The organism is Arthrobacter sp. NamB2, assembly GCF_005281365.1.
Classification (GTDB): domain Bacteria; phylum Actinomycetota; class Actinomycetes; order Actinomycetales; family Micrococcaceae; genus Arthrobacter_D.
Genome location: NZ_SZWI01000004.1, coordinates 64244 through 88982, shown reverse-complemented (window position 1 = coordinate 88982; position 24739 = coordinate 64244). Strand labels below are relative to the sequence as shown.

Sequence of the window (24739 nt, the reverse complement as noted above, 5' to 3'; positions counted from 1 at the left end):
CTCAGCGGGTGCCCGTCGTCGGCTCGTCGCCAGGCCCCGCAGCCAGGGTCCGCGTCATTTCCAGCTCCCTCTGGTCCGGGTCGAGCACGTACGGCTCGGTCCGTCCGGTGAACCGGTAACCCCGGCGGGAGTAGTACTCCTGTGCCCGCCGGTTGTCCTCATGGACGGTCAGGCGCAAAGCCGGTCCATGCATCGCCGCCCACGCCTCGACCTCGTCGAGTAGCGCGTCGGTCACGCCCGCGTCTCGGCCGCGATGGGAGGGGCTCACGTACACGCCGTACAACGTGGGGAGGTCGGTTCCGGTCTTCAGCAACCCACCCATCGTGCCGACCCAGCGTCCCGTCCCGTCGATGGCCGCAACGGACGTGCCCGTCGCGGACTGTCCCCGCCGCCCCCGCCTGCGCCACTCCTCCTCGCCGTGCTTGAGGGCGGTGGCCAGGGTCTCCAGGAATGCGTGGGGAGTGTCCTCGAGCATCTCGAGCCGCAGCTCACGGATGTGGCGCCAGTCGTCCTCCGTCGTCCTGCGGATCGTCACGTCTGCCACAGCAACCATCCTAGGGAGGTCCAGGAATGGCAACAATGCGGCGCCATGGTGGAGGCTCGTTGCCTCACTCCGGCACCCTGCCGATGTGGTGGCGGAACCCCCACAGTGCGGCGTGGAGCCGGTCCCGACTTCCCGTCTTCGAGAAGATGCTCTGCACGTGGTACTTCACCGTTGTCACTTCGATGAAGAGGCTGGTGGCGATTTCGGCGTTGGAGAGCCCTCGGGTGATCAGATCGAGCACGTCGAGTTCGCGGCGCGTGAGCAGCTCGAGGGCAGCTGGTGTCGGTACTGGGGAGGCGCGACGGCGGCCGAATTCTGCAAGCACTTTCTGGGTTATCCGTTGATCCAAGGTTCCGCCACCGGCAGCGACCGAATGAATGGCAGCTGCGATGGCTGTCTCTCGAGCGCCTTTCAACATGCAACCAGCGGCACCGGCTTCGAGAGCCGCGAAAATGTCCTCGTCGATGTCGAACGTCGTGAGGATGAGTACGCGCACTGCACTTCCGTGCTCGGCGACGATATGCCGGGTCGCGGTGATTCCGTCCATGCCGGGCATCCGCACGTCCATGCACACGACGTCCGGGCGGAGCGAGGACGCCAGGTGCACCGCCTCCCGTCCGTCCGCTGCCTGCCCGATGACGGACAGGTCCGGTTCCGCGTCGAGGACCACAGTGAGTCCAGCCCGCACGATGGGCTGGTCGTCGACGATGAGTACGGTTGTCACGGGTGCTCGTCCTTGTCTGCGGATGCTGTGGAAGCCGCGGTGGTAGTGGGCAGCGTCAGAGTTGTCTGCCATCCCGTGCGGGTCGGGCCGGCATCGAGCGTTCCGCCGACCAGCGTGAGTCGCTCGCGAAGGCCAGCCAGGCCGTAACCGCTCGGTGGCACCGCCAGGGGGGCCGTGGTGCTGGACCCGTTCTCGACAGCTACACGCAATTCGGCGCTGCTCCACGTCGCGATGACGCTGACAGGGGCGTTCGGAGCATGCTTGCGGGCGTTGGCGAGAGCCTCCTGAACGCCGCGGATGACCACGACACCGGCGACCGGCCCGATCGTGCCGGGTTCTCCCACCGTGTCGAAATCCACTGGTGTTCCCCGATGTGCGGCTTCCTGGACGACACGTGGAAGATCGTCGATGACGGGCGCGGGCGTGTCCTGCCCTCCACCGTCCTCCGAACGCAGCAGACCGACCGTCAGACGAAGATGGTCGAGTGCTTCGCGCGCGTCGGTCTGCAGGGCGGCAAGATATCTCCGCTGCGCGGGACGGTCGCGCTCAGCGAGGGCATCGGCAGCCTGCGCACCCACGATGATCCCGGTGAGATGATGAGCGGCGATGTCGTGCAGTTCGCGGGCCAACTGGGTGCGTTGCTGCTGCACCACGTGCCGGGCCGTCGCTGCATGCTCACGTTCCGCAAGATCGGCCCGTTGGCGCAGTGCCGCGATGAGTTGCACCCGGCCGACCGCGACCTCGGCGAGCAGCGCCGGGATCCCGAACAGCAGGACTACCCGGACGACGGCGAAAGGAACGACCCATACGTCCTCGATTCCGGCGTGGGGCCCGGCGATCACGGTGGCGACGACACTGATCGCCGCGAGTGGTCCGAGCCAGGCGAAGGCCCGGCCTCGGCCGAGTTCCCGTCGTGCCCCATATACGGCGAGGACCGTGCCGAGGCTGCCGGTGCTGTTTCCTGGAGACGCGACGAGCAACGCACAATCGATCAGCGCTACCACGGCCAGACTGAGGCCCGGGAACCGGCGCCCCCCGAGGAGGGCGATCGCCTGAGCAATGAGCGCCGCTACGCTGAGCGGCACCGCCTCGGAGGGCGAGGCCTCGGGCAGGGCAAGCAACACGGGCACGAGAGCGAGGATGAGGAGCGCCGAGAGCACTGCCCTGGAATTTCGGATGATGATCTGCTGCACGGCCGATGTCCTTCGAGCCACTATGGTCACGGACGCGAATGCGGGACCGGGGTCATTGTCCACACGCAGGGTGGGCCTCGCCTGATCGACGTCGGAGCCTCCGCGCACCGCCTAGCATAGGGCGTCGTTCATCGCCTGGAAAACGCTGCGGTAGCTGTCGAGCAGCGCCTTCTCGTCGGTCGGGTCGATCACGGTCGAGGGCAGGGCGGTGACGGCCACGGTGACGGCGTCACCCTGCTCATTCACGCCGTTGCGCGTCTCGTAGCCGAGAATGTCGCCGCCGTGCCCCCAAGCCACCCCACCGCAGGTCAGCGGGTAGGACTGCACGCCGTGGCCGTAGCCCGAGCCAGGCCACACCTCCTCCTCCGCAGGAACCGTGGTGAGCATTTCCTGCAGCGCCGCAGCGCTCGTGAGCTCGCCGGCGAACAAAGCCTGCATGAAGATATTGAGCTCGGACGGCGTCGAGACCATACCTCCCGCCGCCCAGGTCGCCCCTGGGTCGAGCTCGGTGGTGTCGACCAGGTCGCCGGTCGTGGCGTCAGGGTGATACCCGAGGGGGTGCTCGCCCTCGATGCTGCGATCACCGCCACGCGGCAACGCGGTGGCCGTCAATCCCAATGGCTTCACGATGCGCTCGTCGATCTGCTTGTCGAGCGGCTCCCCGGTGATCCGCTCGATGAGAAGACCGAGCACCTGGTAGTTGGTGTTGCTGTATTCCCATCGCGCACCAGGCGCGAAGGCCGCCGGTTGGGTGAAGGCCAGATCGAGCGTGTCGCGCGGCGACCAGTACCGGGCCAGGCCGTCCTCATGCTCGAGCAGACCAGCGACGTACTCGGGCAGTCCGCTCGTGTGCTGCAGAAGCTGCCGGACGGAGATCCTCCTGCCGTCGATCCCGTCCCCTTCCACCAGGCCCGGTAGGTACGCCTCGATCGGCTCGTCGAGGGCGACGTCGCCCTCATCGACAAGTTGCATCACGACCGTCGCCGTGAACATCTTCGTGTTGCTGGCGATGCGCACCTGTCCGTCGGGTGCTGCTGGTCGGCGTTCTTCACGGTCGCCGAGACCGGAGGCCAAGCTCACTCGGTCTCCGTCAGCCTCCGTGAGCGTGCCCAGTGCGGCAGGAAAACCAGCCTGCACAAGCCCGTCGAGGCTTGCTTGCAGCCGCTCCCCGTCAACCGTCGATGTCGCTGTCGTTTCAGGGCCGCTGGTGCCGCTGATGCCCACGCAGCCTGCTGTTGAAACAAGTACCAGCCCTGCAACTGCTGCGGCAGTGCATCGTCGCATCGGGCGCTTCATTCCGGCCATCGTTCTTCTCCCTTGTCCTTACCCCGTCGCCGAAGGTCGCCGACACCCATAAGTCCAGTCGAGAAGCGGAGCTTGCGCCCCGGGCCCAGGAACAGGATCTACCTCCTCCCCGAGTACAGGTTCGGGACGCGGGACCGTCGCCGAGCTCGGAGAACTCCTCACCTCGCCTGTCGCGTCACTCGTCGCCGTCCGAGGGGAACATCGACGAGCAACAGCCCGCATTACGGCCGGTGACGATGCGGCGGAGTCGACCGGGTGTGTGCTTCGCGGCGTCGTATCATGGAGGGTCAGCTTTTATCTACCTTTAGGGGCAAGTTGTGTCCACCGTTGAAGAGAATTCGGCAACCACAGCACGGACCGGCGGCAACCGGGTCAAGCGCGGCATGGCCGAAATGCTCAAGGGCGGCGTCATCATGGATGTCGTCACGGCCGAGCAGGCCCGCATCGCCGAGGATGCCGGTGCGGTAGCCGTCATGGCGCTCGAACGGGTTCCCGCGGACATCCGTGCCCAGGGCGGCGTCTCCCGCATGAGCGATCCTGACATGATCGACAGCATCATCGAGGCTGTCTCCATCCCCGTCATGGCCAAGGCCCGCATCGGCCACTTCGTCGAGGCGCAGGTACTGCAGTCCCTCGGCGTCGACTACATCGACGAGTCCGAGGTCCTCACCCCGGCCGACTTCACCAACCACATCGACAAGTGGAAGTTCACCGTTCCCTTCGTCTGTGGCGCCACCAACCTCGGTGAGGCGCTCCGCCGCATCAACGAGGGCGCGGCGATGATCCGCTCGAAGGGCGAGGCAGGCACCGGTGACGTCTCCAACGCGACGATGCACATGCGAAAGATCCGCTCCGAGATCAACCGCCTGTCATCGATGGCGGAGGACGAGCTGTATGTCGCCGCGAAGGAACTGCAGGCCCCGTACGAGCTCGTGAAGGAGGTGGCGTCGGCCGGTCGTCTGCCCGTCGTCCTCTTCACTGCCGGCGGTATCGCTACTCCGGCGGATGCCGCGATGATGATGCAGCTCGGTGCTGACGGCGTCTTCGTCGGCTCCGGCATCTTCAAGTCCGGCAACCCCGCCGAAAGGGCAAACGCCATCGTGCAGGCGACGACGTTCCACGACGACCCCGACATGATCGCCAAGGTCTCGCGCGGCCTCGGCGAAGCGATGGTCGGCATCAACGTGGACGAGATTCCGCAGCCGCACCGCCTTGCGGAGCGCGGCTGGTAACAGTCCGCACAGCGTCACAGGGAGGACCGCAGCCGTGGTGCTGCGGTCCTTTCTTTTCGCCCTGGTCACGCGGCTCCTGGCGGGAGAACGTGCGGTGCATGGAGTCACAGCCCCTACAGCGGCAGGACATAGGTCCTGCCGCGTCCCAGCAGCGTGAAGCCCCGTCGGGAGAAGAACTCGTACCCCTGCGGCGTGGCGTTGAGCGTGAGATCGACCGCTCCAGCTTCGCCCGCCGCTCGGGCCGTCGCGCTCAGCAGCGCCGTCGCGAGTCCGCGCCTCCGGTATCCGGGCAGGACTTCGAGGTGGTGGATGCCGCCGAGCCGGTGTAGGTCGCCCGAGCCGGACGGGCGGAACGAGTAGGCGGCGCCCGAGACGTTATGGCCTGTCGCGTCCCTCGTGACGGCATGCCATGCCTGCTGTGGCTGCGACCGTACGACGCGCAGTTCCTGTTCGAGCGGCCCCGAGTAGTCGGGCACGTCGGTCGCGAGGACGGCGCCGTCGTCCGCGGATCGGACGACGGCGGACACCGGCGCCGCCATCTACCATGGTTGCCAGCTCTGATCGAACCCGAGGGGACCGAGCTCCGCCGGGTCCACGGCCCCGTTGAGCCAGACCCGAGCCGAGGCGGCCCCCAGCCGCACACCTTCGGCGAGCGCGGCTCGGACGGCATAGGCGCTGACCTGCTCGGGAAACATCATTGCCAGTTCCCGCCTGGCGGGCAGCCATACCCAGGTGGTGCCGTGCGTCGAGAACGTCTTTCCACCCGTAGCGGCCGCCAGCGCCGTACTCCACGCAGTTGCCAGCCGCTGGCACTGCGCGATCGTCACCACAGTGGGCCGTCCCGATTGGACCTCACGCGAGCCCGCGACGAACCAGCAGGGGATGCAGGTCGGCGTCCCGCCCGCGGAACCGGCGGAAGGCCTCCAGCGGGTCGATGCTGTTCCCTCGCGACAGCAGTTCCCGCCGGAAGTGGTCCCCGTTGCCGCGCGTCAGGCCGCCCGAGGACTTGAACCACTCGACGGTGTCGGCGTCGAGCATCTCGCTCCAGATGTAGGCGTAGTACGACGCCGCATAACCGCCGGCGAAGATGTGCTTGAAGTAGGACGTGCGGTACCGCGGCGGCACCGGTGCGAAGTCGACCCCCGCATCGGCGAGCGCAGAGGCTTCGAATGCGAGCGGATCCTCGATGACCGTGCCGGCGGGGACGGAGTGCCAGGCGAGGTCCAGCAGGGCGGCGCCGAGGTAGGCCGTCGTCTCGAATCCCTCTCCCCAGGCACCGGCAGCATGGATGCGGTCGATCACGTCCTGCGGGAGCGGCTCACCGGTCTCGTGGTGGCGTGCGTAGTTCGCGACGATCTCGGGCCAGAGGATCCACATCTCGTTGACCTGCGAGGGGTACTCGACGAAGTCGCGCGGCACGGCGGTGCCGGCGAACAGCGGGTAGGTGACGTCCGAGAACAGACCGTGGAGCGCGTGGCCGAATTCGTGGAAGGCGGTCACCACCTGATCGTACGAGAGCAGCGTGGGCTCACCCGCCCCTGGCTTGGAGATGTTCAGGTTGTTGATGACCACGGCGCGCGTCCCCTCGAGTCGGGACTGGTCCACGAAAGAGTTCATCCACGCTCCGCCGCTCTTCGTGTCGCGGGTGTAGTAGTCGCCGAGGAACAGGCCCAGGCCCGAACCGTCCTCGTTGAAGACCTCCCACACCCGGACATCGGGGTGGTATCCCACGAGGTCAGTACGTTCGGTGAAGGTCAGCCCGTAGAGACGGTGCGCGGCGTAGAACACTCCGTCCTGCAGAACCCGCTCGTGCTCGAAGTAGGGGCGCAGGGCGTCCAGGTCGACGTCGAACCGGGCCTTCCTCACCTTCGCCGCATAGTAGGCCCAGTCCCACGGCTCGATGGGGTGTCCGGCCTCGGCCTCGAGTTCGGCTGCTTCCGCGCGGGCATTGCGCACCGCCGGGGCGGCGAGCTCCCGCATCCGGTCCAGGATCGCCTCAAGCGACGGCGCCGTCTGGTTGTCGGTCGCTGCGGCAGCATGCGTGCTGAAACCGAGGAGCGCTGCTCGGTCGGCACGCACAGTGGCCATCTCGGTCGCGATGGCGAGGGTGTCGGCATCGTTGCCGCGCGCGCCACGATTGACCGACGCCTCGTGGAGCCGTCGCCGCACGTCCCTGTTCGTGAGCAGCTCCAGGGCCGGCTGCGCGGTCGGGAGGATGAGCGTCAGGAGGTATCTGCCCTCGTGGCCGGCGTCGCTGGCTGCCGAGGCAGCCGCGGAGATCGCGTCGGCGGAGAGCCCGTCCAGTTCCTCGGCGGAGTCGAGCAGGAGCGCGGACGCGTTGGTGTCCTTCAGGAGTTTCTGTGAGAACTCCGTGCTGAGCGCCGACAGCTTCGAATTGAGCTCCCGGAGCGTGGACTGTGCGGCGTCATCCAGTTCCGCCCCGGCACGGATGAAGCTGCGGATGTACTCCTCGACGAGGCGGGCGGACTCGTCGTCCAGGCCGTCGAGCGGTACCTGCCGGAGGCGCTCGAAGAGTGCGCGGTTGAGCTTGATGTTGTCCTCGTGCTCGGCGAGGCGCGGAGCGATCTGCTGTTCGAGCGCCTGGATCGCCTCGGTCGCGTGGCTGACCGAATTGCTGAAGAAGACGCGGGAGACGCGGTCAAGCGTTCTCCCGGCCCGCTCGAGCGCGATCAGCGTGTTCTCGAAGCTGGGCGCCTCGGCGGAATCCGTAATGCCGTCGATCTCGGCGAGGTGTTCAGCGAATCCGGCATCGAAGGCAGGCAGGTAGTGCTCGTCGCGGATCGCTTCGAAGGGCGGCAGCTGGTAGTCGAGGCCACTGGGCTCGAGGAAGGGGTTGCTCATGGGAACCAACTTTTGCACGTTGTCATGCCTTCATGCAGCACCACGATCATACGACCGCGCTCGTCAGTCCACGGAGGTGGAGCCTGCAGGCGCCCTGCCCTGCCGATTCCGGTCGCGCACCCAGTAGCCCGCCACGGTAGTCGCGGTGCTCAGCACGGCGAGCACGACGCCGATGCGGGTGTGCGCCAGGCGCACGCCTCTGCCCGCAAGCTTCTCTCCGTAGCGATAAACGACCCGCTCCATGCCGATCGTCCCGACGGCGGTCGACCCGAGGAGCGCGACGGTCGCGAGGGCGAGGACGACTGGATGGCGTCGGAGTCCGGTGCGTGATCGGGTCTCGCTAGCTGCTTCCACCCCGGCTGCATCCGGCCCGACCGCCTTCGGCTGCGGTTCCTCGACCGGTGCACAGCCGCTGGGTCCGGACGCCTTCCGGCTCTTCAGGACGTGCATCCCGTAGAGGGCGCTGGAGGCGATGATGCCGGCCTTCACGCCCGCTCGGATTCTTCGGTCTCTCGTGTAGTCGGGCAGGGCGTACCAGAGCGCTATCCCGAGTCCGGAGACGAAGTCAGGCAGGGCAGGGGGAGTGATGGCGGCCTTCATGCGTCGACCCTACGTAGCTCCCCGCGCCAGCACATCCGCCGTGGTGCTGATTCACAAGTACTCCTTGAGGGGGACGGAGCTGGGACACGGGTAAGGGGCACTGCGCGGCGGTGCTGTTCGTGGTGTCGGTACCTTTTTTGCTGCCCGAGGGCCTTCTGCCGTGCGGCTGCACGAGCTCACGCTCTTCCCGTTCCAGGGCTGCATGGCGAGTCGCTTCGGCGTCGGAATAGGGCTTGTGGTGAGGCCTGTGAGCAGAAGCAAGTGGATGCACCCCGAGGAGATGGGACAGAATGCGGTCATGGACATCACTGACAACGGACCCAACCCCAACGCGTTCGATATCGAGAGCGCGACGACCGAGAACGACAACTACCGCCGCGTCGCCTGGACGGGCAAGCACCTGCAGGTGACGCTCATGTCGATCGAACCCGGTGGTGCGATCGGCCTCGAGGTGCACCACGGAACCGACCAGTTCCTGCGCGTCGACGCAGGAAAGGGCCGCGCGAAGATGGGGCCCTCGAAGGATGATCTCTCGTTCGAGCAGGACGTCGAGGATGGCTGGAGCATCCAGGTGCCCGCCGGCACGTGGCACGACGTCGAGAACACCGGCGACGAACCATTGCGCCTGTACGCGATCTACGCACCGACCCACCACGCGCAGGGCATCGTGCAGCAGACGCCGGAGGATGCCGAGAAGGACGAGGAGCAGGGCCTCGACGAACCGCCGTCGTGGGTCGAGGAAGTCGACGACAAAGGCGAAGAGTCCGCCTGAGCCGCTCCGTCGTGAGCGACTGCCGATAGTTCAGCAGGAACAGGAAGAGGGGTACGCCCGCTACAGGGCGTACCCCTCTTTCACGGACTCGACAAGGCAAGTTCTCCCTGTCGGGGTTCCGTCATGTCACGCCAGCCGGTGCGAACGGCTCTCCGGATGTGTTCTACAGGCCGCGCTCGCGGACCGTACCGGGTTCAGCGTGGCCTCGCCCCGGCGTGCTGTCGGGCGAGTTCGGCCAACGTGTCGTCCACGCCGTCGTCCTGGAACTCCCCGAACTTGCGCTCTGCCGCGGTCCGCAGCAGGAAATCGGCGATCGCGGGATTCTTCGGGAGCAGGGACCCGTGAAGATAGCTGGCCACGATGTTCTTGTAGCGAGCGCCCTCATGCTTCTCCTCGGCGTTGTTGCCCGCACCCTTGATCACGGTTGCCAGGGGCTTCAGCCCGTCGCCCAGATAGGTCTGGCCGCTGTGGTTCTCGTAGCCGTGGATCTCGCCGAACTCCTCGCTGGTGGCGACGACATTGCCGATCAGCCTCTTTGCACCGCCTCGCGTCTCGAGGTCCAGCACGCCGATGCCGGGGATCTCCGTGCCGTCGTGCGTGCGGAAGACGTTGCCGAAGAGCTGGTACAGGCCGCAGATGAGGAGCATCGGCGTGCCGTCCTCGGCGAGCCCGCGCAGCGCGGGAGCGATGGCCTGCAGGTCGTCCTGGATGACGATCTGTCCGCTGTCCTGGCCACCACCGCCGATGACGAGGTCGACGTCGTCCGGAAAGGGATCGCCGGCATTGTGCTCGAGGATCTCCGCACCGTAGCCGCGCCAGGCGAGGCGCTGCTTGAGCACGAGCACGTTGCCGTAGTCGCCGTAGATGTTCATCTCGCGGGGGTACAGCTGCAGGATGCGCAGCGATCCCTTGGCGGGATCCGCGGGGGCTTCGCTCAGTGCGCTGGCGGACGGGGCGTCGCTCATCAGGACACCACCTCGACTTTCGTGATCTTCGAGAGCTCGCGGCGTACCGCAAGCATGGCCGTGTAGGTGCAGAAGATCCGCTTCGGACGTCCTTCCGAGCCTCGGACGAACTGCTTGAGGGCATCCGCGATGTCGGGCTCGACGGCGCCCACGCGGACGTCGTCGTACTTCAGCCTCAGAGCCATGTCGTATGCACGGACCCCGCTGACGACGTCGACGCCGCCGAGGCCCAGCGAGTCGAAGTCGACATCCCAGAGCCAGGACATGTCACGACCGTCGGCATAGTTGTCATTGATCGCGATCATGGTGGCGCATCCGGCGGGGTCGAAGGACTTCAGGCCCAGCCTGAACCCGCTGGGGTTCTTCACGAGCACGAGTTCGAGGGCCTGGCCGTCGACGACGAGGCTCTCGCCCCGACCGAAGGCGGGCTCCACGGCAGCCAGGGACGCGAAGAGCCTCGAGGTGTCAGCCGATTGACCCAGGACGGCCCGCGCGGCCGCGAGGGCAGCCGCGGCGTTGAAGATGTTGTAGACCCCACGCAGGCGCAGGTCGGTGCGCGTCATGGTGCCGTCCACCTCGAATTCCGCCGAGTTCCCGTCGACGGACCGGAGCACGACGTCGGCCGGAAGCGCGGAGGCGGGCGCAGTTCCCGCTTCGCCCCGCAGCTCGTCGTCGTTGGGGAAGGTGCTGCGGAGAGAGGCGTCGAGGCCGAAGTAGGCGACCTCGGCCGTGGTGATCGACGACGCCAGGGCTGCGACGCGTGGGTCCTCGCGATTGAGGACGACAGTGCCGGTCGTCGCCAGAGCGATGCGCTCCAGCAGGCGTGTCGTCGCATCGATCTCGCCGAAGCGGTCCAGCTGGTCGCGCAGCACGTTCAGGAGCAGGGAGTACCGCGGCGGCACGAGCTTCACGAAGTGCACGGCGTGGGCCTCGTCCAGTTCGAGGACGGCGACGTCGGCCTTCAGCCGCCCGCGCCAGTCGACCTCACCCAGCAGCGCAGCGGCGACGCCGCGCGTGAAATTGCTGCCCGTGCGGTTCGTGAAGACGGTCAGGCCCTGGCCCTCGAGCAGTTCCACCACCATCTTGGTCGTGGTCGTCTTCCCGTTGGTCCCGCTGACGACGACGACGCCGTGGGGGACGGTGGAGAGGGCGCGGCCCATGAAGCCGGGATCGAGGCGCTCGACGACGAGGCCAGGGAGGGCGGAGCCGCCGCCGCGCAGGCGGGAGGCGATGCGCACGGCCTTGCCCACGAGGACTGGTAGGGGATTCATGCCTACAAATTATCGCAGGCCCACCGTCCTTCCCGGGACCCGACGGGGAGGCACTGCTCACGCCCGCCGGGCACGGGGGGGCGAAACCACTAGAATCGGGGGATGACCTCCCCGTCCTTCTCGGCTCCGCCGCCCCTCGGCAACGACGCGTCCGACGCCGCGTCGCCTGCCGCTTCACCCGCCGCTCCGCGCGGCGCTTCAGCCGTCAGCGAGGCGTATCGTCCAGCGGCGGATCGTTCGGCGGCGGATCGTTCGGCGGGGCGTTCGGCGGATCGTTCGGCGGGGCGCCACGAGCGAAACGTCGTCGTCGGTGTCCTTGCCGTGCAGGGCGACGTGCGGGAGCACATCGCGACCATCGTGTCCCTCGGGGCTCGTGCCGTGCCTGTTCGCCGCGCAGCGGAGCTCGCGGACATCGATGGCCTGATCATCCCTGGAGGCGAATCGACGACGATCGACAAACTCACCCGGACGTTCGGGCTGGTCGAGCCGCTGCGCGAGCTGATCGCGGGTGACCTGCCCGTCTACGGTTCGTGCGCGGGAATGATCATGCTGTCCGACGTCGTCGCTGATCCGTCGACCGACCGGCTCGGCCATCCGCAGCAGACCTTCGGCGGCCTCGACATGGTGGTCCGTCGGAATGCCTTCGGGCGGCAGCGCGAGTCCTTCGAGACGGACCTCGATTTCGCGGGCCTCGCCACCACCGGGAGTGCTGCCGCAGAGGACCCCGTGCGGGCCGTCTTCATCCGTGCTCCCTGGGTCGAAAAGGTTGGGGAGGACGTCGAGGTGCTTGCCCAGGTGCCCGCCGCGGAGACGCCGCAGGCCGGGCCTTCGGAGGGCGGGGGCACCGACTTGGCGCCGGTCGCTAGAATTGTCGCAGTGCGTTCAGGGAACCTGCTGGCCACGAGTTTCCACCCGGAGGTCACGGGTGAGCGGCGGGTCCACGAACTGTTTATTCGGATGATCAGAGGAGAAGCGTAGGCATGTCGGGGCACTCTAAGTGGGCAACAACCAAGCACAAGAAGGCCGCGATCGATGCGAAGCGGGCCAAGTCCTTCGCCAAACTGATCAAGAACATCGAGGTCGCCGCGCGCGCCGGTGGCCCCGACGTCGCCGGTAACCCGGGTCTCGAGCTCGCCGTCTCGAAGGCGAAGAAGACCTCCGTCCCCATCGACAACATCAACCGCGCGGTGAAGCGCGGAGCCGGTTTGCTCGGCGAGGCCGTGGACTACCAGACGATCATGTACGAGGCGCGCGGGCCGCAGGGCTCGGCCCTCCTGATCGAGTGCCTCACGGACAACAAGAACCGCGCAGCGTCCGAGGTTCGCCTTGCGATCAGCCGCAACGGCGGAACCATCGCCGATCCCGGTTCGGTCGCATACCTGTTCGCCCGGAAGGGTGTCGTCACTCTGCCGAAGAACGGGCTGACGGAGGACGAGCTGCTCATGTCCGTGCTGGACGCCGGTGCCGACGAGGTGAAGGAGTCGACCGAGACCTTCGAGATCATTTCCGAGCCCCAGGACCTGCGTGCAGTGGTCGAAGCGCTCGACGAGAGCGGCATCGAGTACGACACCGACGAGGTCGAGTTCGTGCCGTCCCTGCAGGTGGACCTCAACGCCGACGGCGGGCGCAAGTTCCTGAAGCTCGTGGACGCCCTCGAGGAGCTCGACGACGTGCAGAACGTCTACTCGAACGCGAACCTCTCGGACGAGATCCTGGCCGAGCTAGAGAACGACGACTGACATCGCTTCCCTCGGCACGCCTGCAGCCCGGTGGGTTCGGGTGACCCCGTGACCTATCGCGTGATGGGCGTGGACCCGGGCCTCACGCGCTGCGGCCTCGCCGTCGTCGACATCGAGCCGAACCGCCGCTCCACGCTCGTCGCGGTCGGCGTGGTCGGCACAGAGGCCGGCAGGAGCCTCGACGAGCGGCTCCTGGTCATCTCGGAAGCGGTCGACACCTGGCTGGACCTGCACGAACCGCAGGTGCTCGCCGTCGAGCGCGTGTTCAGCCAGCTCAACGTCAGTACCGTCATGGGCACGGCGCAGGCGTCCGGGGTCGTGATCGTCTCCGCCGCACGGCGGGGAATCCCGGTGGCACTGCATACCCCGACAGAGGTGAAGGCAGCGGTGACGGGCAACGGCCAGGCCGACAAGGCAGCCGTCACGAAGATGGTCACGAAGATCCTCCGGCTCGACACCGCACCCCGGCCGGCCGACGCCGCCGATGCGCTGGCCCTGGCCATCACGCACGCCTGGCGCAGGGGAGTGGGACTGCAGGGCGCCGCCGCCTCCGCGGTATCGGGTGGAACGGTCACGTCGGCGCAGCGTGTCTGGGCGGAAGCCGAAGCTCGCGCACGACGCCGCTAGCGCCGGCCTGCTGCTCGCAGCGACACCGCCTGCGCGGCTCGCCGCACGGAATTCAGGCACGTAGTCCGCTACGCGTCCGCGCGCGGCGGCGCCCCCTTCCGGTGTGGCGGCTCGATCGAACAACCTCGCGCCGGTACCGTTGGGCAATAGAACATGTGTTCGACGCCGGCGGCAGTCCGGCTATCCCGACCAGCAAGCGCCTTGGAGCACATCATGATCAGTTCCCTGCGCGGAACAGTGACCCACGTGGGCCTGCATTCCGCCGTCATCGACGTCAACGGCTTCGGCATGCAGGTGCAGGCGACACCGCAGACCCTCGCGGGCCTGCGGGTCGGTGAGCAGGCGTCGGTCGCCACGGCGATGATCGTCCGCGAGGACTCGATGACGCTCTTCGGCTTCGAGGACGCGGAACAGCGGGAGGTGTTCGAGACGCTCCTGGCCGTGAGCGGCGTCGGGCCACGCCTCGCCCTCGCCGTCCTCGCCGTCCACGCACCCGACGCCATCCGTATCGCGGCGTCGTCCGGTGACGACAAGGCGTTCAGCAAGGTGCCCGGGATCGGGCCGAAGGGTGCCCGTCGTATCGTGCTCGAGCTGGCAGGGAAGCTGGTGCCCCTCGAATCCAAGCCCGGGGCGGAACAGCAGACGTGGCAGGGCCAGGTCCTCACCGCGATGATGGGCCTCGGCTGGTCCGAGAAGGACGCCGGGGCAGCGATCGACGCAGCCGTGGCTGATGCTCCGGAGGTCGCCGCCACCGGCGACGTCGGACAGATCCTGAAACTGACGCTCCGACGGCTCGGCCAGGACGGCGCGCGGAGTTCCGTCCGCCCGCAGGCGATCCGATGACGGACCAGCACCCCGACGACGCACCGCTCGTGGCCGCGGCTGCGGATCCGGAGGACCGGGCCGTCGAGGCGGCCCTGCGGCCCAAGAACCTCGACGACTTCGTCGGCCAGAAGCGGGTACGCCGGCAACTGTCGCTGGTACTGGAGGCCTCGCGTCTGCGCGGACGCAGCGCGGACCACGTCCTCCTGTCCGGCCCTCCAGGTCTCGGGAAGACGACGCTCGCGATGATCATTGCCGCGGAGATGAATGCGCCCCTCCGCATCTCGTCGGGCCCTGCGATCCAGCACGCCGGGGACCTCGCGGCGATCCTCTCCTCCCTGACCGAGGGAGAGGTGCTCTTCCTCGACGAGATCCACCGCATGTCACGGCCCGCGGAGGAGATGCTGTACATGGCGATGGAGGACTTCCGCGTCGACATCATCGTCGGCAAGGGTCCCGGCGCAACGGCGATCCCGCTGGAATTGCCGCCCTTCACCCTTGTCGGCGCGACGACCCGCGCGGGGCTCCTGCCGGGGCCGCTCCGGGACCGCTTCGGCTTCACGGGCCACCTCGAGTTCTACTCCACGGAGGAGCTCGAGCTGGTGCTCCGCCGCTCCGCGATGCTGATGGACATGAAGGTCAACTCGGCCGCCTTCGCCGAGATCGCCGGCCGATCACGAGGTACGCCGCGAATCGCCAACCGGCTGCTCCGGCGCGTCAGGGACTGGGCTCTGGTGCACGGCATGGAACTCATCGACGCGCGAGCGGCGAGTGCCGCGCTCGACATGTACGAGGTGGATGCTCGCGGCCTGGACCGTCTGGACCGTTCCGTCCTCACCGCGCTGATCACCAAGTTCAACGGGGGACCGGTGGGCCTGTCGACGCTCGCGATCGCCGTCGGCGAGGAACCGGAGACGGTCGAGACGGTCGCTGAGCCCTACCTCGTCCGCGAAGGAATGCTCGGACGCACGCCGCGCGGCCGGATCGCGACAGCAGCCGCGTGGAAGCACCTCGGACTCGTAATGCCTCCGAACGTCGCTGCCGCCATGCCGGAGGACCTGTTCTCCGTCGCGCCGGAAGACCTGCTGGGAACGGAAACAAGTCTTGACAGTTGGGCACAGCCGGACTCCTGACGCAGGAGCGCTCAGGATTCCCCTTTAGACTGGTGTCTCACGATGTGTGCCGGGGCACAGTCCTGCCGCCCACACCCAGTCCCAGGAACGGATTTTTCTAGTGCTTGCACATGTAGTCGCCCAGACCGCCTCCGGAGATGGACAGTCATTCGACATCTTCTCCCTCCTGCTGCCGCTGGCGCTGGCCTTCCTGATCTTCACCATGTTCCGCAGGCAGCGGAAAGCGCAGCAGCAGGTGAAGGAGATGCGCACGCAGATGGAGCCCGGCACGGAGGTCATGACGCAGTTCGGACTCTTCGGCACGATCGTCTCCATCGATCAGGAGAACAACAAGGCCGTCCTCGAGCTCTCGCCCGGTACGCACGCGACGGTGCACACACAGGCACTGTCCAAGGTGGTGCAGCAGGAATCCGCCGGTGCCGATGACAGCGTCGACGAAGACGCCATCGGGGCCACCACCGTCCCCGACGACGCCTCGTCGCTCGACGCCGACCGTAGGGTCGCTGATTCCTCCCCTGCCGGGACCCCTGCCGGAACCCCTGCCGGAACCACCGGCGGTTCTTCGAGCGTCGAGACGCCGGAGGAGACGCTCGAGCGGCTCGACCGTGAGCGGATCGCAGGCGAGAATCGCGAGGCGCGAGGCCCACGCGACCCCAAAGCAAACCCAGACAACTAGTATTTCCCGGGCTCCGGTACTCAGCGGGAGCCCGTCAGGACCAACCGGCGTACTCGACGCGCCAATGAATAAGGAAACCTCACCATGCCTCGTACCGGTCCCGGGACGGCGGCCAAGCGGACACTAGTCTGGCTGGGCGCATTGACAGCACTGCTCGCGATCCTGCTGGGGGCAGGATCCTACTGGAGCACCGCAAGTTGGAGCCCCCGCCTGGCCCTCGACCTCGAGGGCGGAACCCAGATGATCCTGGCACCTCGGGTCCAGGGCGGTAGCGAGATCACACCGGAACAGCTCGACCAGGCGGTGGAGATCATTCGCCAGCGCGTCGACGGCTCCGGTGTGGCCGAAGCCGAGATCAACACGCAGTCCGGTCAGAACGTCATCGTCTCCCTCCCCGGTACTCCGGACCCGGAGACCCGGGACCTGATCCAGGCGTCCGCGCAGATGGAGTTCCGCCCGGTGCTCGCCGGCGGACCAGGGCAGGCGCCTGCGGCGGAGACCCCGACCCCGGACGACCAGCTTCCCAAGCCCGCCGCGGAGCCGCAGAACGCGAGTGACCCCAACTGGATCACCCCTGAGCTCTACAAGGAATTCGAGGCACTCGACTGCCTCGATCCCGCTGCCCTGGAACCAGCGGAGGAGCCGGCTCCCGCCGACAAGCCGATGGTCGCCTGCGAACCCGACACGCAGGGCAAGTACATCCTCGGACCCGTCGAAGTTCCCGGCACCGACATCTCCACGGCCAGCTACGGCCTGCAGCGCAGCGCGCAGGGTCAGGCGCTCAACACCTGGGCCGTGAACATCGACTTCAATGACGAGGGCACCCGGACCTTCCGCGAGGTCACCGAGCGCCTCTACGCGATCGGGCAGGGCGATCCACGCAATCAGTTCGCGATCGTGCTCGACGGCCGGATCGTCTCCGCCCCGACCACCAATGCGGTCATCGCGGACGGCAACCCGCAGATCAGTGGCAACTTCACGGAGGAATCCGCGGCGGCCCTGTCGGAGCAGCTCAAGTACGGAGCCCTGCCGATCAGCTTCGAGATCCAGAGCGAGCAGCAGATCTCGGCAACACTCGGCGCCGACCAGCTCCGGCTCGGCCTGATCGCGGGGCTCATCGGCCTGGTGCTCGTGGCGGTGTATTCGATGTTCCAGTACCGACTGCTGGGTCTGGTGACCATCGCCTCGCTCGTGGTGGCCGGAATCCTCACCTACCTGGCGATCTGCATCCTCGGCTGGACGGAGAACTACCGGCTGTCCCTCGCGGGTGTCGCCGGCCTCATCGTGGCCATCGGCCAGACGGCCGACTCGTTCATCGTCTACTTCGAGCGTATCCGTGACGAGCTACGCGACGGCCGCGGGCTGATCTCGGCCGTCGAGAACGGCTGGCGTCGCGCCAAGCGCACCGTCCTCGCCTCGAAGGCCGTGAACTTGCTCGCCGCGCTGGTGCTCTACTTCGTCGCCGTCGGGAACGTCCGGGGCTTCGCGTTCACGCTCGGCCTGACGGCCATCGCGGACCTCGTCGTCGTCTTCCTCTTCACGCACCCGGTCCTGCGGCTGCTGGCGAAGACCAGGTTCTTCGGTGAGGGCCACCCATGGTCGGGACTGGACCCGAGCCGCCTCGGCGGAATCCCGCTGTACCGCGGCGCAGGCCGCCTGCGCGAGCCCGGCGAGAAGCCCGTCGTCGTCACCCGCACCAAGAACAAGGGCGCCGCGGCCGAGGCCGAACGCCGTATGACCATCGCTGAGCGCCGACGCGCAGAGCAGCAGGAGGCTGTCGCCGCCCGCACCGGTTCGACCGCCGCCGGGCGAACCGGCTCCTCCCTCGCCGCGCGCACCGGTTCTTCCCAGAAAGAGAACAACGAATGAGCCGCACAAGCTTTGCCACGTTCGGCAACGAGCTGTATTCGGGGAAGCGCTCCTACCCCTTCGTCGCGAAGCGGAACCTCTGGTTCCTCATCGCAGGGCTCGCAGTGCTGATCTCGATCATCATCCCGGTGGTCAAGGGGGGCTTCAACCTGGGCATCGACTTCCGGGGAGGCTCCGAGTTCACGGTCTCCGCGACCGAGAACACAGACGTCGCCGTCGGTGAGGCCGCCGTGACCGATGTCGTGTCCGACGCCGTTCCTCGCGTCACGAATATCGCTCCCGACACCATGCGTATCCAGACAGAACGACTGTCCGACGATCAGACCCTGAGCGTCCGTGACAACCTCGTCAGCGGCTACGGTGTGGAGGCGGACCAGGTGACCTCGAGCTTCGTCGGCCCGACATGGGGCGAGGACGTCAGCCGCCAGGCCCTCATCGGATTCGGCGTCTTCGTCCTGCTGGCAGCCATCCTGATGGCAATCTACTTCCGGACGTGGAAGATGGCGCTTGCCGCGATGGTCGCGCTCGTGGTGGTCATGGTCGTCACCGCGGGCCTGTACTCGCTCAGCGACTTCGAGGTCACGCCGTCGGCGATCATCGGATTCCTGACGATCCTCAGTTACGCGTTGTACGACACCGTCGTGGTGTTCGACAAGATCCGGGAGAACACCGCCGACGTCGCGATCTCGACCAAGCGCACGTTCGCCGAGCAGGTCAATCTCGCCGTGAACCAGACACTCGTGCGGTCGATCAACACCTCTGTCGTCGCTATCCTGCCGGTTGCCTCCATCCTGTTCATCGGCGCTTTCCTGCTGGGAGCCGGCACGCTGCAGGATCTCTCGTTGGCCCTGTTCATCGGCATCATCCTCGGAACGCTGGGCACCATCTTCATCGCGGCGCCGCTCTACGCGGCGCTTCGGCTGAACGAACCGGAGCTGCGGAAACAGGAGAAGAAGGTCCGGGAGAGGCGCACCCTAGAAGCCGCATCTGCCTGACGACACACCTGACCGAGCGGCGCCGCCGCGCGCAGCATACGCTTCAGCCGCAGGGACCCGGACCGGGTATCCTGCGGCTGAAGCAGTTAAAAGCCCAGCTAGACTTGGAGTTGTCGCGTTACCTGTGGCATCTTGAATCCTTTCGGGTCCGAGATCGAGATTGAGGGACTGTGAATGGCTGAAGCGGTGGATCCCGCAGTACGGCCCGGAGGCGGACAGGGCGAGGTGCCAGGCGTGCCCGGCCCGATCGCCACCGATTCCCTGCGCCCTGGCCCTGCCCGCGGACTGGTCCAACCGGCGTCGCCCGGCTCAGCGCCGTCCGCAACGAGTGCCGATCAGGCTGCGCCGGGTCGGCGGGGGCGCACCCGCGCACGCATCGCCCGGCTGACCGGTCGAGGCTCCTCGGGCTACTCGCCGGTTCTCGAGCCCCTGCTCCGCACCGTTCGGGCGAACAACCCGAAGGAAGACCTCGACCTCATCCAGCGGGCCTACCTCGTGGCGGAACGGAGTCACGAAGGCCAGACCCGCAAGAGCGGGGACCCGTACATCACGCACCCCGTGGCCGTCGCCACGATCCTCGCGGAGCTGGGCATGACCGGCACCACCCTCGCGGCCGCCCTGCTGCATGACACGGTGGAGGACACGTCCTACACGCTCGACGAGCTCCGGCGTGACTTCGGGCCCGAGGTCACGATGCTCGTGGACGGCGTCACGAAGCTCGACAAGGTCTCCTTCGGAGATGCTGCCCAGGCCGAGACCGTCCGCAAGATGGTCGTGGCGATGGCGAAGGACATCCGGGTGCTGGTCATCAAGCTGGCGGACCGCCTGCACAACGCACGGACCTGGCGCTTCGTCTCGCCCGCCTCGTCGGCGAAGAAGGCCCGCGAGACTCTCGAGATCTTCGCACCCCTCGCGCACCGGCTGGGCATGAACACCATCAAGTGGGAGCTCGAGGACCTGTCCTTCGCCGCACTGCATCCCAAGGTGTACGAGGAGATCGTGCGGATGGTGGGGGACAGGACGCCCGAGCGGGAGAAGCACCTCAGCCTCGTCCGTAACCAGATCGAGGAAGACCTGCGTGCCGTGAAGATCAAGGCGACGATCACGGGCAGGCCCAAGCACTACTACTCCATCTACCAGAAGATGATCGTGAGGGGTAAGGACTTCGACGACATCCATGACCTGATGGGCGTGCGCGTGCTGGTGGACAGCGTCCGCGATTGCTACGCGACCCTCGGCTCGCTGCATTCGCGATGGAATCCCCTGCCCGGGCGGTTCAAGGACTACATCGCAATGCCGAAGTTCAATATGTACCAGTCGCTGCACACCACGGTGATCGGTCCCGGCGGCAAGCCGGTCGAAATCCAGATTCGGACGCACGACATGCACCGCCGCGCGGAGTACGGCGTTGCCGCCCACTGGAAGTACAAGAGCGGGGGCAGGCAGCTCGAGGCGTCCGACAACGGCGATATGGGCTGGCTGCGCAGCCTCGTGGACTGGCAGCAGGAGACGTCCGATCCGGATGAGTTCCTCGATTCCCTGCGGTTCGAGATCAATGCGCGCGAGGTCTTCGTCTTCACGCCCAAGGGTGAGGTGATGGCGCTGCCGGCCGGATCGACGCCGGTCGATTTCGCCTATGCCGTCCACACCGAGGTCGGTCACAGGACCATCGGCGCGAGGGTCAACGGAAAGCTCGTGCCCCTGAACAGCGAGCTCAACCACGGTGACTGGGTGGAGATCTTCACCTCGAAGGCCGAAGGTGCCGGGCCGAGTCAGGACTGGCAAGGCTTCGTCAAGAGCCCTCGGGCTCGGAACAAGATCCGGCAGTGGTTCACCAAGGAGCGTCGCGAAGAGGCGATCGACAAGGGCAAGGAACTGCTGACGCGCGCCATGCGCAAGCAGAACCTGCCACTGCAGCGCATGATGACGCACAGCGCGCTGATGACGGTGGCCGAGGAACTCCGTCATCAGGACATCTCCGCCCTGTACGCGGCAGTCGGGGACGGGCACACCTCTGCGCAGAACGTCATCGAGCGCCTCGTTGCCCTGATGGGTGGTCACGAGGGAGCCGAGGAGAACATCGCGGAGACGGCGGTCGCCACGCAGCCTCGCCGTCCCAAGTTCTCCGACTCCGGCGTCACGGTCCGCGGCGTCGGCGACGTATGGGTCAAGCTCGCCCGCTGCTGCACGCCCGTCCCACCCGACCCGATTATCGGGTTCGTCACGCGGGGATCGGGCGTGTCGGTCCACCGGAACGACTGCCGCAACGTGCAGGAACTGCGTGACCAGCCGGACCGAATCGTGCCCGTGGAGTGGGCGCCTACGCAGTCGAGCGTCTTCCTCGTGGAGATCCAGGTCGAGGCCCTGGACCGGAAGAGCCTGCTCTCGGACGTCACGAGCGTGCTCGCCGAGAACCATGTGAACATCCTCGCTGCGAACGTCAACACGTCCTCCGATCGGGTAGCCATGTCGCGCTTCGCGTTCGAGATGGGTGATCCGAAGTACCTCAACCACATCCTGAGTGCGGTACGGCGTATTGACGGTGTCTTCGACGTGTATCGGACCACCGGGTCGCAGCGCCGCTCCTGAGCGCGTCGAGTATCACTCGCCACCGGGAAGCCTCTGGGCGGCGCGCAACCGCGTGAGTGCGCGTGTCTTGCCCGGAACGCGAGGAGCGGTCATGAGTGCCGCCTCCACGAGCCGCAGCGGGCAGGCGAGCTCACGTGCCGCACCGATGGCCTGCAGGATGGATACTGCGTCGCCGTCCTCACCGTGCACGGCTATGTCGAGCGCCGTTCGGAGCGGAGTCGTCACGGAAACCCCTCCCACGAGGTTGACGTCGAACGGGCCGAGCGCCACCTGGTGCATGACCGCGGGTGTGAACGGCGGCAGGGCGGTGGTCCGCCGCCGATGATCCGTCACCAGGCTGATGAGCGACGGCGGCGGTGCGCAGCCGTAGATCCAGGCGGCGCAGGAGCGCCCCAGGGCGACGCGGGGGCGGACGGATTGCGGGACGCTACGCGCGGCGGCCTGCGACCTCGTCACGGCGTCCTCCCTGAAGTCGCTGCGGAGGTAGGAGTTCCCGATCACGAGGCGAACGAGCCCGTCGAGCCGCATGGACTGCAGTTCGGCGGAGGTGAAGGTGTCACCGGCGTGGAGCAGCGCCCCTCCGGTGGAGGTCACCGGAGGGGCGCCGGGCCCCAGGACCCGTTCGGGGGGTGCTGCCGCATGGGCGCTGTCCAGGGGAGGCATTGGTCCAGCATCACCACTCGTGGACCGACACGAAAGCCCTCCGGCCCTGTTGTGGACAACGGGGCCGGAGGGCTTTCGGGCAGGGACTGGTGCTAGGAGAAGTCCTGTGCCGACTTCTGCAGCATCTCGAGCCACTGCTGGCGGGCTGCCAGCGCTTCCCTCGCGGAGGCGATCTTCTTCGCGTTCCCCGCGCGTTCGGCGTCGGCGAGGTCGTCCTTCAGCTGGGCGATCGTTGCTTCGAGCTGGCTCAGGGCGCTGTTGGTGCGCGCCTTCGTCTCGGGATTCGTCTTCGTCCAGTGTTCTTCGTCCGCGGCCTTGATCGCGTCCTCGACCTGGCGCAGACCGGCGTCGATACGACCCATCTCCGAGCGCGGCACCTTGCCCGCTTCGTCCCAGCGGTCACGAATGGACTGCAACGCTTTCTTGGCAGCGGCGAGGTCCTTGATGGGCAGGATCTGCTTGGCTTCCTTGAGCAGTGCCTCCTTGACCACCAAATTCCCCGCGTACTCTTCGTCGACGGCCTCGTTCGCGGCCTTGCGAGCCTCGAAGAAGCGATCCTGTGCCGCACGGAAGCGCGCCCAGAGGGCGTCGTCGTCCTTGCGGCTGGCGCGCTTGGACGCCTTCCACTCGTCCATCAACTGCCGGTATTCAGCGGCTGTCTGGGCCCAATCAGTGGAGCCCGCAAGCTGCTCGGCCCGCTGGATGAGCGCTTCCTTGGCCTGCTTGGCCTCGGCGTTGTCGCTGTCCAGTTGTGAGAAGTAGGCGCGGCGGTGGCGGTCGAACACCGTGCGAGCCGACCGGAAACGCTTCCAGAGCGCGTCCTCGGTGCCCCGGCCGAGCCTGGGCCCGTTCTTCTGGGCGGCCTTCCAGAGCTCGAACAGTTCGTTCATGCGCGTGCTGCTGGCCTTCCACTGGACGGTGGAGGGGTCCCGTCCCGCAAGCTCCTCCGCTTCAGCCACGATGGCTTCCCGGGCAGCCAGCTCCTTCGCCTTGAGCTCGTCCTGCACAGCACGTTCCGCCTTCTCCAGGCCGCTCACGGCTTCGAGCAGGGCGTCGATCCGTGCCTCGAGGGCGAGGACGTCGCCCACCATCTTGCGTTCGCCGACCTGCGCACGCAGGTGCTTGGCGGTCTTGGCCATGTCCGACGACGGGGCTTTCGCCTGCACACGCTGTTCGAGCAGTGCAACCTGGCTCACGATGTCGTCGTACTTGCGGACGAAGTATGCCAGGGCCTCCTCGCGCGTGGCGTCGGGGTATTGGCCCACGGGGTGCTCGGCACCCTCGACGAGCAGAAAGACGTGGCCGTCCTCCTCGACACGCGCGAACCTGCCGGCTTCCTCGAGCGACGTACTGTGCGCGGGCGGTGCTGCGACCGGCTGCGAGGTCTTCTTCTGCGAGCGGGGCGCCATGGCTGTAGGCAACGGCGGGCGGGGGGCAGCGGTGCGGGGCGACGGCGCGTTCAACGGAGCAGCCTCGGCCGCCAGCGGTACGGAAGGCTCGGCCGCCTCGGGGGCTTCCGGTGCCAGGGCTTCGGCCGGCTCTGCCGGATGTTCCTCGGAAGAGGGTGAGTCCGAGGCTGCGTGGGCCGGGCCGGGCACCTCGACAGGAGCCGCTGCTTCCGCTTCCGGAGTGCCGTCGGCAACTGCCGCCGTCGCGTCTGCTTCCTCTGCAGCGCCCTGCACGACCTCCTTCACGGAGTCGCCCGCGGGAACCTCGTCCGCGGACTCGCCCGGGGAAGCCTCGTTCGGTGCGGCTGCGGCACCATCGGAACCATCGGTCACGGCTGTCGCGGTCGGGGAGGAGGTGCCATCGCCTGCCGCAGTATCGCGTGCGTCCTGGCCGATGGTCGTTTCGTCGGATTGCTGACTGTCTGTCACCGCTAGAAGTCTTTCGCTCGTCGTATGGCCGTGAGCAACGCCGGGGCCATTTCATGCAGGGTCTAGGAGTCTATCGGTCCGGCAGGACGGGACTTCCGCGGCAGAGCCGCTCGGTTACTGATGCAGCAACCGACCCGAGTGCCGGAGCGATGAAACCTGCCCCGAGGCTACTTTACCCATTGGGCCGTGATCGTCCCCACGCCGGGCAGGGCCGCGTTCGCGTGGACGGCCAGGGGTGGCCGGTGGTGGCCTTTTCCCGCGGGCGTGCCCCGGCCCCTAGG

23 protein-coding genes are annotated in these 24739 nt (G+C 67.3%); 11 read left to right on the top strand and 12 right to left on the bottom strand.

Annotated features, from left to right (window positions below; all coding sequences use genetic code 11):
- Nucleotide 1 precedes the first annotated feature (1 nt).
- The 4 genes from FDK12_RS09115 to FDK12_RS09100 form a co-directional block, all read right to left on the bottom strand.
- Nucleotides 2-544 (bottom strand): GNAT family N-acetyltransferase, encoded by a 543-nt coding sequence (locus FDK12_RS09115; RefSeq protein WP_411266161.1) that lies wholly within the window; start codon nt 542-544, stop codon nt 2-4.
- 64 nt (nt 545-608) lie between these two features.
- On the bottom strand, nt 609-1268 hold the full coding sequence (locus FDK12_RS09110) for a response regulator (RefSeq protein ID WP_137369289.1): 660 nt from the start codon (nt 1266-1268) through the stop codon (nt 609-611).
- Nucleotides 1265-2461: a sensor histidine kinase gene (locus tag FDK12_RS09105; protein WP_137369288.1), complete on the bottom strand. Its 1197-nt coding sequence runs from the start codon at nt 2459-2461 to the stop codon at nt 1265-1267. The genes FDK12_RS09110 and FDK12_RS09105 overlap by 4 nt, the downstream gene beginning before the upstream one ends.
- A 111-nt stretch (nt 2462-2572) precedes the next feature.
- Nucleotides 2573-3541, bottom strand: coding sequence for a serine hydrolase domain-containing protein (locus FDK12_RS09100; RefSeq protein WP_262983382.1), 969 nt, complete (start codon nt 3539-3541; stop codon nt 2573-2575).
- A 542-nt stretch (nt 3542-4083) separates the two neighbouring features.
- On the opposite strand from FDK12_RS09100, the gene pdxS reads away from it, so the two are divergent.
- Nucleotides 4084-4998, top strand: coding sequence for a pyridoxal 5'-phosphate synthase lyase subunit PdxS (pdxS, locus tag FDK12_RS09095; RefSeq protein ID WP_104117375.1), 915 nt, complete (start codon nt 4084-4086; stop codon nt 4996-4998).
- Nucleotides 4999-5111: 113 nt separating this feature from the next.
- Here the strand turns inward: pdxS and FDK12_RS09090 are convergent, their stop codons facing one another.
- The 4 genes from FDK12_RS09090 to FDK12_RS09075 form a co-directional block, all read right to left on the bottom strand.
- Nucleotides 5112-5537, bottom strand: a complete 426-nt coding sequence (locus tag FDK12_RS09090; RefSeq protein ID WP_137369286.1) for a GNAT family N-acetyltransferase — start codon at nt 5535-5537, stop codon at nt 5112-5114.
- Nucleotides 5538-5825, bottom strand: coding sequence for a hypothetical protein (locus FDK12_RS09085; RefSeq protein ID WP_137369285.1), 288 nt, complete (start codon nt 5823-5825; stop codon nt 5538-5540).
- 25 nt (nt 5826-5850) lie between these two features.
- On the bottom strand, nt 5851-7860 hold the full coding sequence (locus tag FDK12_RS09080) for a M3 family metallopeptidase (protein ID WP_137369284.1): 2010 nt from the start codon (nt 7858-7860) through the stop codon (nt 5851-5853).
- A 63-nt stretch (nt 7861-7923) separates the two neighbouring features.
- Nucleotides 7924-8460, bottom strand: a complete 537-nt coding sequence (locus FDK12_RS09075) for a hypothetical protein (RefSeq protein ID WP_137369283.1) — start codon at nt 8458-8460, stop codon at nt 7924-7926.
- Nucleotides 8461-8758: 298 nt separating this feature from the next.
- Between FDK12_RS09075 and FDK12_RS09070 the strand changes: the two genes are divergently transcribed.
- On the top strand, nt 8759-9232 hold the full coding sequence (locus FDK12_RS09070) for a cupin domain-containing protein (protein ID WP_104117529.1): 474 nt from the start codon (nt 8759-8761) through the stop codon (nt 9230-9232).
- A 194-nt stretch (nt 9233-9426) separates the two neighbouring features.
- Here FDK12_RS09070 and FDK12_RS09065 read toward each other — a convergent pair whose 3' ends face one another.
- Nucleotides 9427-10197 carry a type 1 glutamine amidotransferase gene (locus tag FDK12_RS09065; RefSeq protein WP_137369282.1) on the bottom strand — a complete coding sequence of 257 codons (771 nt, stop codon included), beginning with the start codon at nt 10195-10197 and terminating at the stop codon, nt 9427-9429.
- The gene (locus tag FDK12_RS09060) at nt 10197-11468 is read right to left on the bottom strand and encodes a Mur ligase family protein (protein ID WP_137369281.1); all 1272 of its coding nucleotides are present in this window, start codon (nt 11466-11468) and stop codon (nt 10197-10199) included. The genes FDK12_RS09065 and FDK12_RS09060 overlap by 1 nt, the downstream gene beginning before the upstream one ends.
- A gap of 102 nt (nt 11469-11570) precedes the next feature.
- Between FDK12_RS09060 and pdxT the strand changes: the two genes are divergently transcribed.
- The 9 genes from pdxT to FDK12_RS09015 all read left to right on the top strand — a co-directional run bounded on the left by pdxT (nt 11571) and on the right by FDK12_RS09015 (nt 21918).
- The gene (pdxT, locus tag FDK12_RS09055) at nt 11571-12446 is read left to right on the top strand and encodes a pyridoxal 5'-phosphate synthase glutaminase subunit PdxT (protein ID WP_137369280.1); all 876 of its coding nucleotides are present in this window, start codon (nt 11571-11573) and stop codon (nt 12444-12446) included.
- Between the two features lie 2 nt (nt 12447-12448).
- Nucleotides 12449-13207: a YebC/PmpR family DNA-binding transcriptional regulator gene (locus FDK12_RS09050; protein ID WP_137369279.1), complete on the top strand. Its 759-nt coding sequence runs from the start codon at nt 12449-12451 to the stop codon at nt 13205-13207.
- Between the two features lie 48 nt (nt 13208-13255).
- A complete protein-coding gene (gene ruvC, locus FDK12_RS09045; protein WP_137369278.1) occupies nt 13256-13834 on the top strand; it encodes a crossover junction endodeoxyribonuclease RuvC in 579 nt (192 codons plus the stop codon).
- 213 nt (nt 13835-14047) lie between these two features.
- Nucleotides 14048-14677, top strand: coding sequence for a Holliday junction branch migration protein RuvA (gene ruvA, locus FDK12_RS09040; RefSeq protein ID WP_137369277.1), 630 nt, complete (start codon nt 14048-14050; stop codon nt 14675-14677).
- Entirely contained in the window at nt 14674-15789 is a 1116-nt protein-coding gene (gene ruvB, locus FDK12_RS09035) for a Holliday junction branch migration DNA helicase RuvB (protein WP_137369276.1), read from the top strand. Before ruvA ends, ruvB begins: the two co-directional genes overlap by 4 nt.
- 100 nt (nt 15790-15889) lie before the next feature.
- Nucleotides 15890-16465, top strand: coding sequence for a preprotein translocase subunit YajC (gene yajC / locus FDK12_RS09030; RefSeq protein WP_223263197.1), 576 nt, complete (start codon nt 15890-15892; stop codon nt 16463-16465).
- A gap of 84 nt (nt 16466-16549) precedes the next feature.
- Nucleotides 16550-18334, top strand: coding sequence for a protein translocase subunit SecD (secD, locus tag FDK12_RS09025; RefSeq protein ID WP_137369275.1), 1785 nt, complete (start codon nt 16550-16552; stop codon nt 18332-18334).
- Nucleotides 18331-19329: a protein translocase subunit SecF gene (gene secF, locus FDK12_RS09020; RefSeq protein ID WP_137369274.1), complete on the top strand. Its 999-nt coding sequence runs from the start codon at nt 18331-18333 to the stop codon at nt 19327-19329. The genes secD and secF overlap by 4 nt, the downstream gene beginning before the upstream one ends.
- Before the next feature lie 174 nt (nt 19330-19503).
- Complete coding sequence (locus tag FDK12_RS09015) at nt 19504-21918, top strand: RelA/SpoT family protein (protein WP_137369273.1); 2415 nt, start codon at nt 19504-19506, stop codon at nt 21916-21918.
- Nucleotides 21919-21930: 12 nt separating this feature from the next.
- Here FDK12_RS09015 and FDK12_RS09010 read toward each other — a convergent pair whose 3' ends face one another.
- Nucleotides 21931-22581 carry a hypothetical protein gene (locus tag FDK12_RS09010; RefSeq protein WP_137369272.1) on the bottom strand — a complete coding sequence of 217 codons (651 nt, stop codon included), beginning with the start codon at nt 22579-22581 and terminating at the stop codon, nt 21931-21933.
- Nucleotides 22582-22673: 92 nt separating this feature from the next.
- A complete protein-coding gene (locus FDK12_RS09005; RefSeq protein WP_137369422.1) occupies nt 22674-24263 on the bottom strand; it encodes a DUF349 domain-containing protein in 1590 nt (529 codons plus the stop codon).
- Between the last annotated feature and the right edge of the window lie 476 nt (nt 24264-24739).

Excerpts from the sequence above, each read along its gene's own strand:
- FDK12_RS09010 (WP_137369272.1), bottom strand. The coding sequence starts at position 22,581 with ATGCCTCCCCTGGACAGCGCCCATGCGGCAGCACCCCCCGAACGGGTC.
- FDK12_RS09090 (WP_137369286.1), bottom strand. The coding sequence starts at position 5,537 with ATGGCGGCGCCGGTGTCCGCCGTCGTCCGATCCGCGGACGACGGCGCC.
- secF (WP_137369274.1), top strand. The coding sequence starts at position 18,331 with ATGAGCCGCACAAGCTTTGCCACGTTCGGCAACGAGCTGTATTCGGGG.
- secD (WP_137369275.1), top strand. The coding sequence starts at position 16,550 with ATGCCTCGTACCGGTCCCGGGACGGCGGCCAAGCGGACACTAGTCTGG.
- ruvA (WP_137369277.1), top strand. The coding sequence starts at position 14,048 with ATGATCAGTTCCCTGCGCGGAACAGTGACCCACGTGGGCCTGCATTCC.
- FDK12_RS09050 (WP_137369279.1), top strand. The coding sequence starts at position 12,449 with ATGTCGGGGCACTCTAAGTGGGCAACAACCAAGCACAAGAAGGCCGCG.
- FDK12_RS09060 (WP_137369281.1), bottom strand. The coding sequence starts at position 11,468 with ATGAATCCCCTACCAGTCCTCGTGGGCAAGGCCGTGCGCATCGCCTCC.
- FDK12_RS09015 (WP_137369273.1), top strand. The coding sequence starts at position 19,504 with ATGGCTGAAGCGGTGGATCCCGCAGTACGGCCCGGAGGCGGACAGGGC.
- FDK12_RS09075 (WP_137369283.1), bottom strand. The coding sequence starts at position 8,460 with ATGAAGGCCGCCATCACTCCCCCTGCCCTGCCTGACTTCGTCTCCGGA.
- pdxT (WP_137369280.1), top strand. The coding sequence starts at position 11,571 with ATGACCTCCCCGTCCTTCTCGGCTCCGCCGCCCCTCGGCAACGACGCG.
- FDK12_RS09080 (WP_137369284.1), bottom strand. The coding sequence starts at position 7,860 with ATGAGCAACCCCTTCCTCGAGCCCAGTGGCCTCGACTACCAGCTGCCG.
- ruvB (WP_137369276.1), top strand. The coding sequence starts at position 14,674 with ATGACGGACCAGCACCCCGACGACGCACCGCTCGTGGCCGCGGCTGCG.
- FDK12_RS09065 (WP_137369282.1), bottom strand. The coding sequence starts at position 10,197 with ATGAGCGACGCCCCGTCCGCCAGCGCACTGAGCGAAGCCCCCGCGGAT.
- FDK12_RS09070 (WP_104117529.1), top strand. The coding sequence starts at position 8,759 with ATGGACATCACTGACAACGGACCCAACCCCAACGCGTTCGATATCGAG.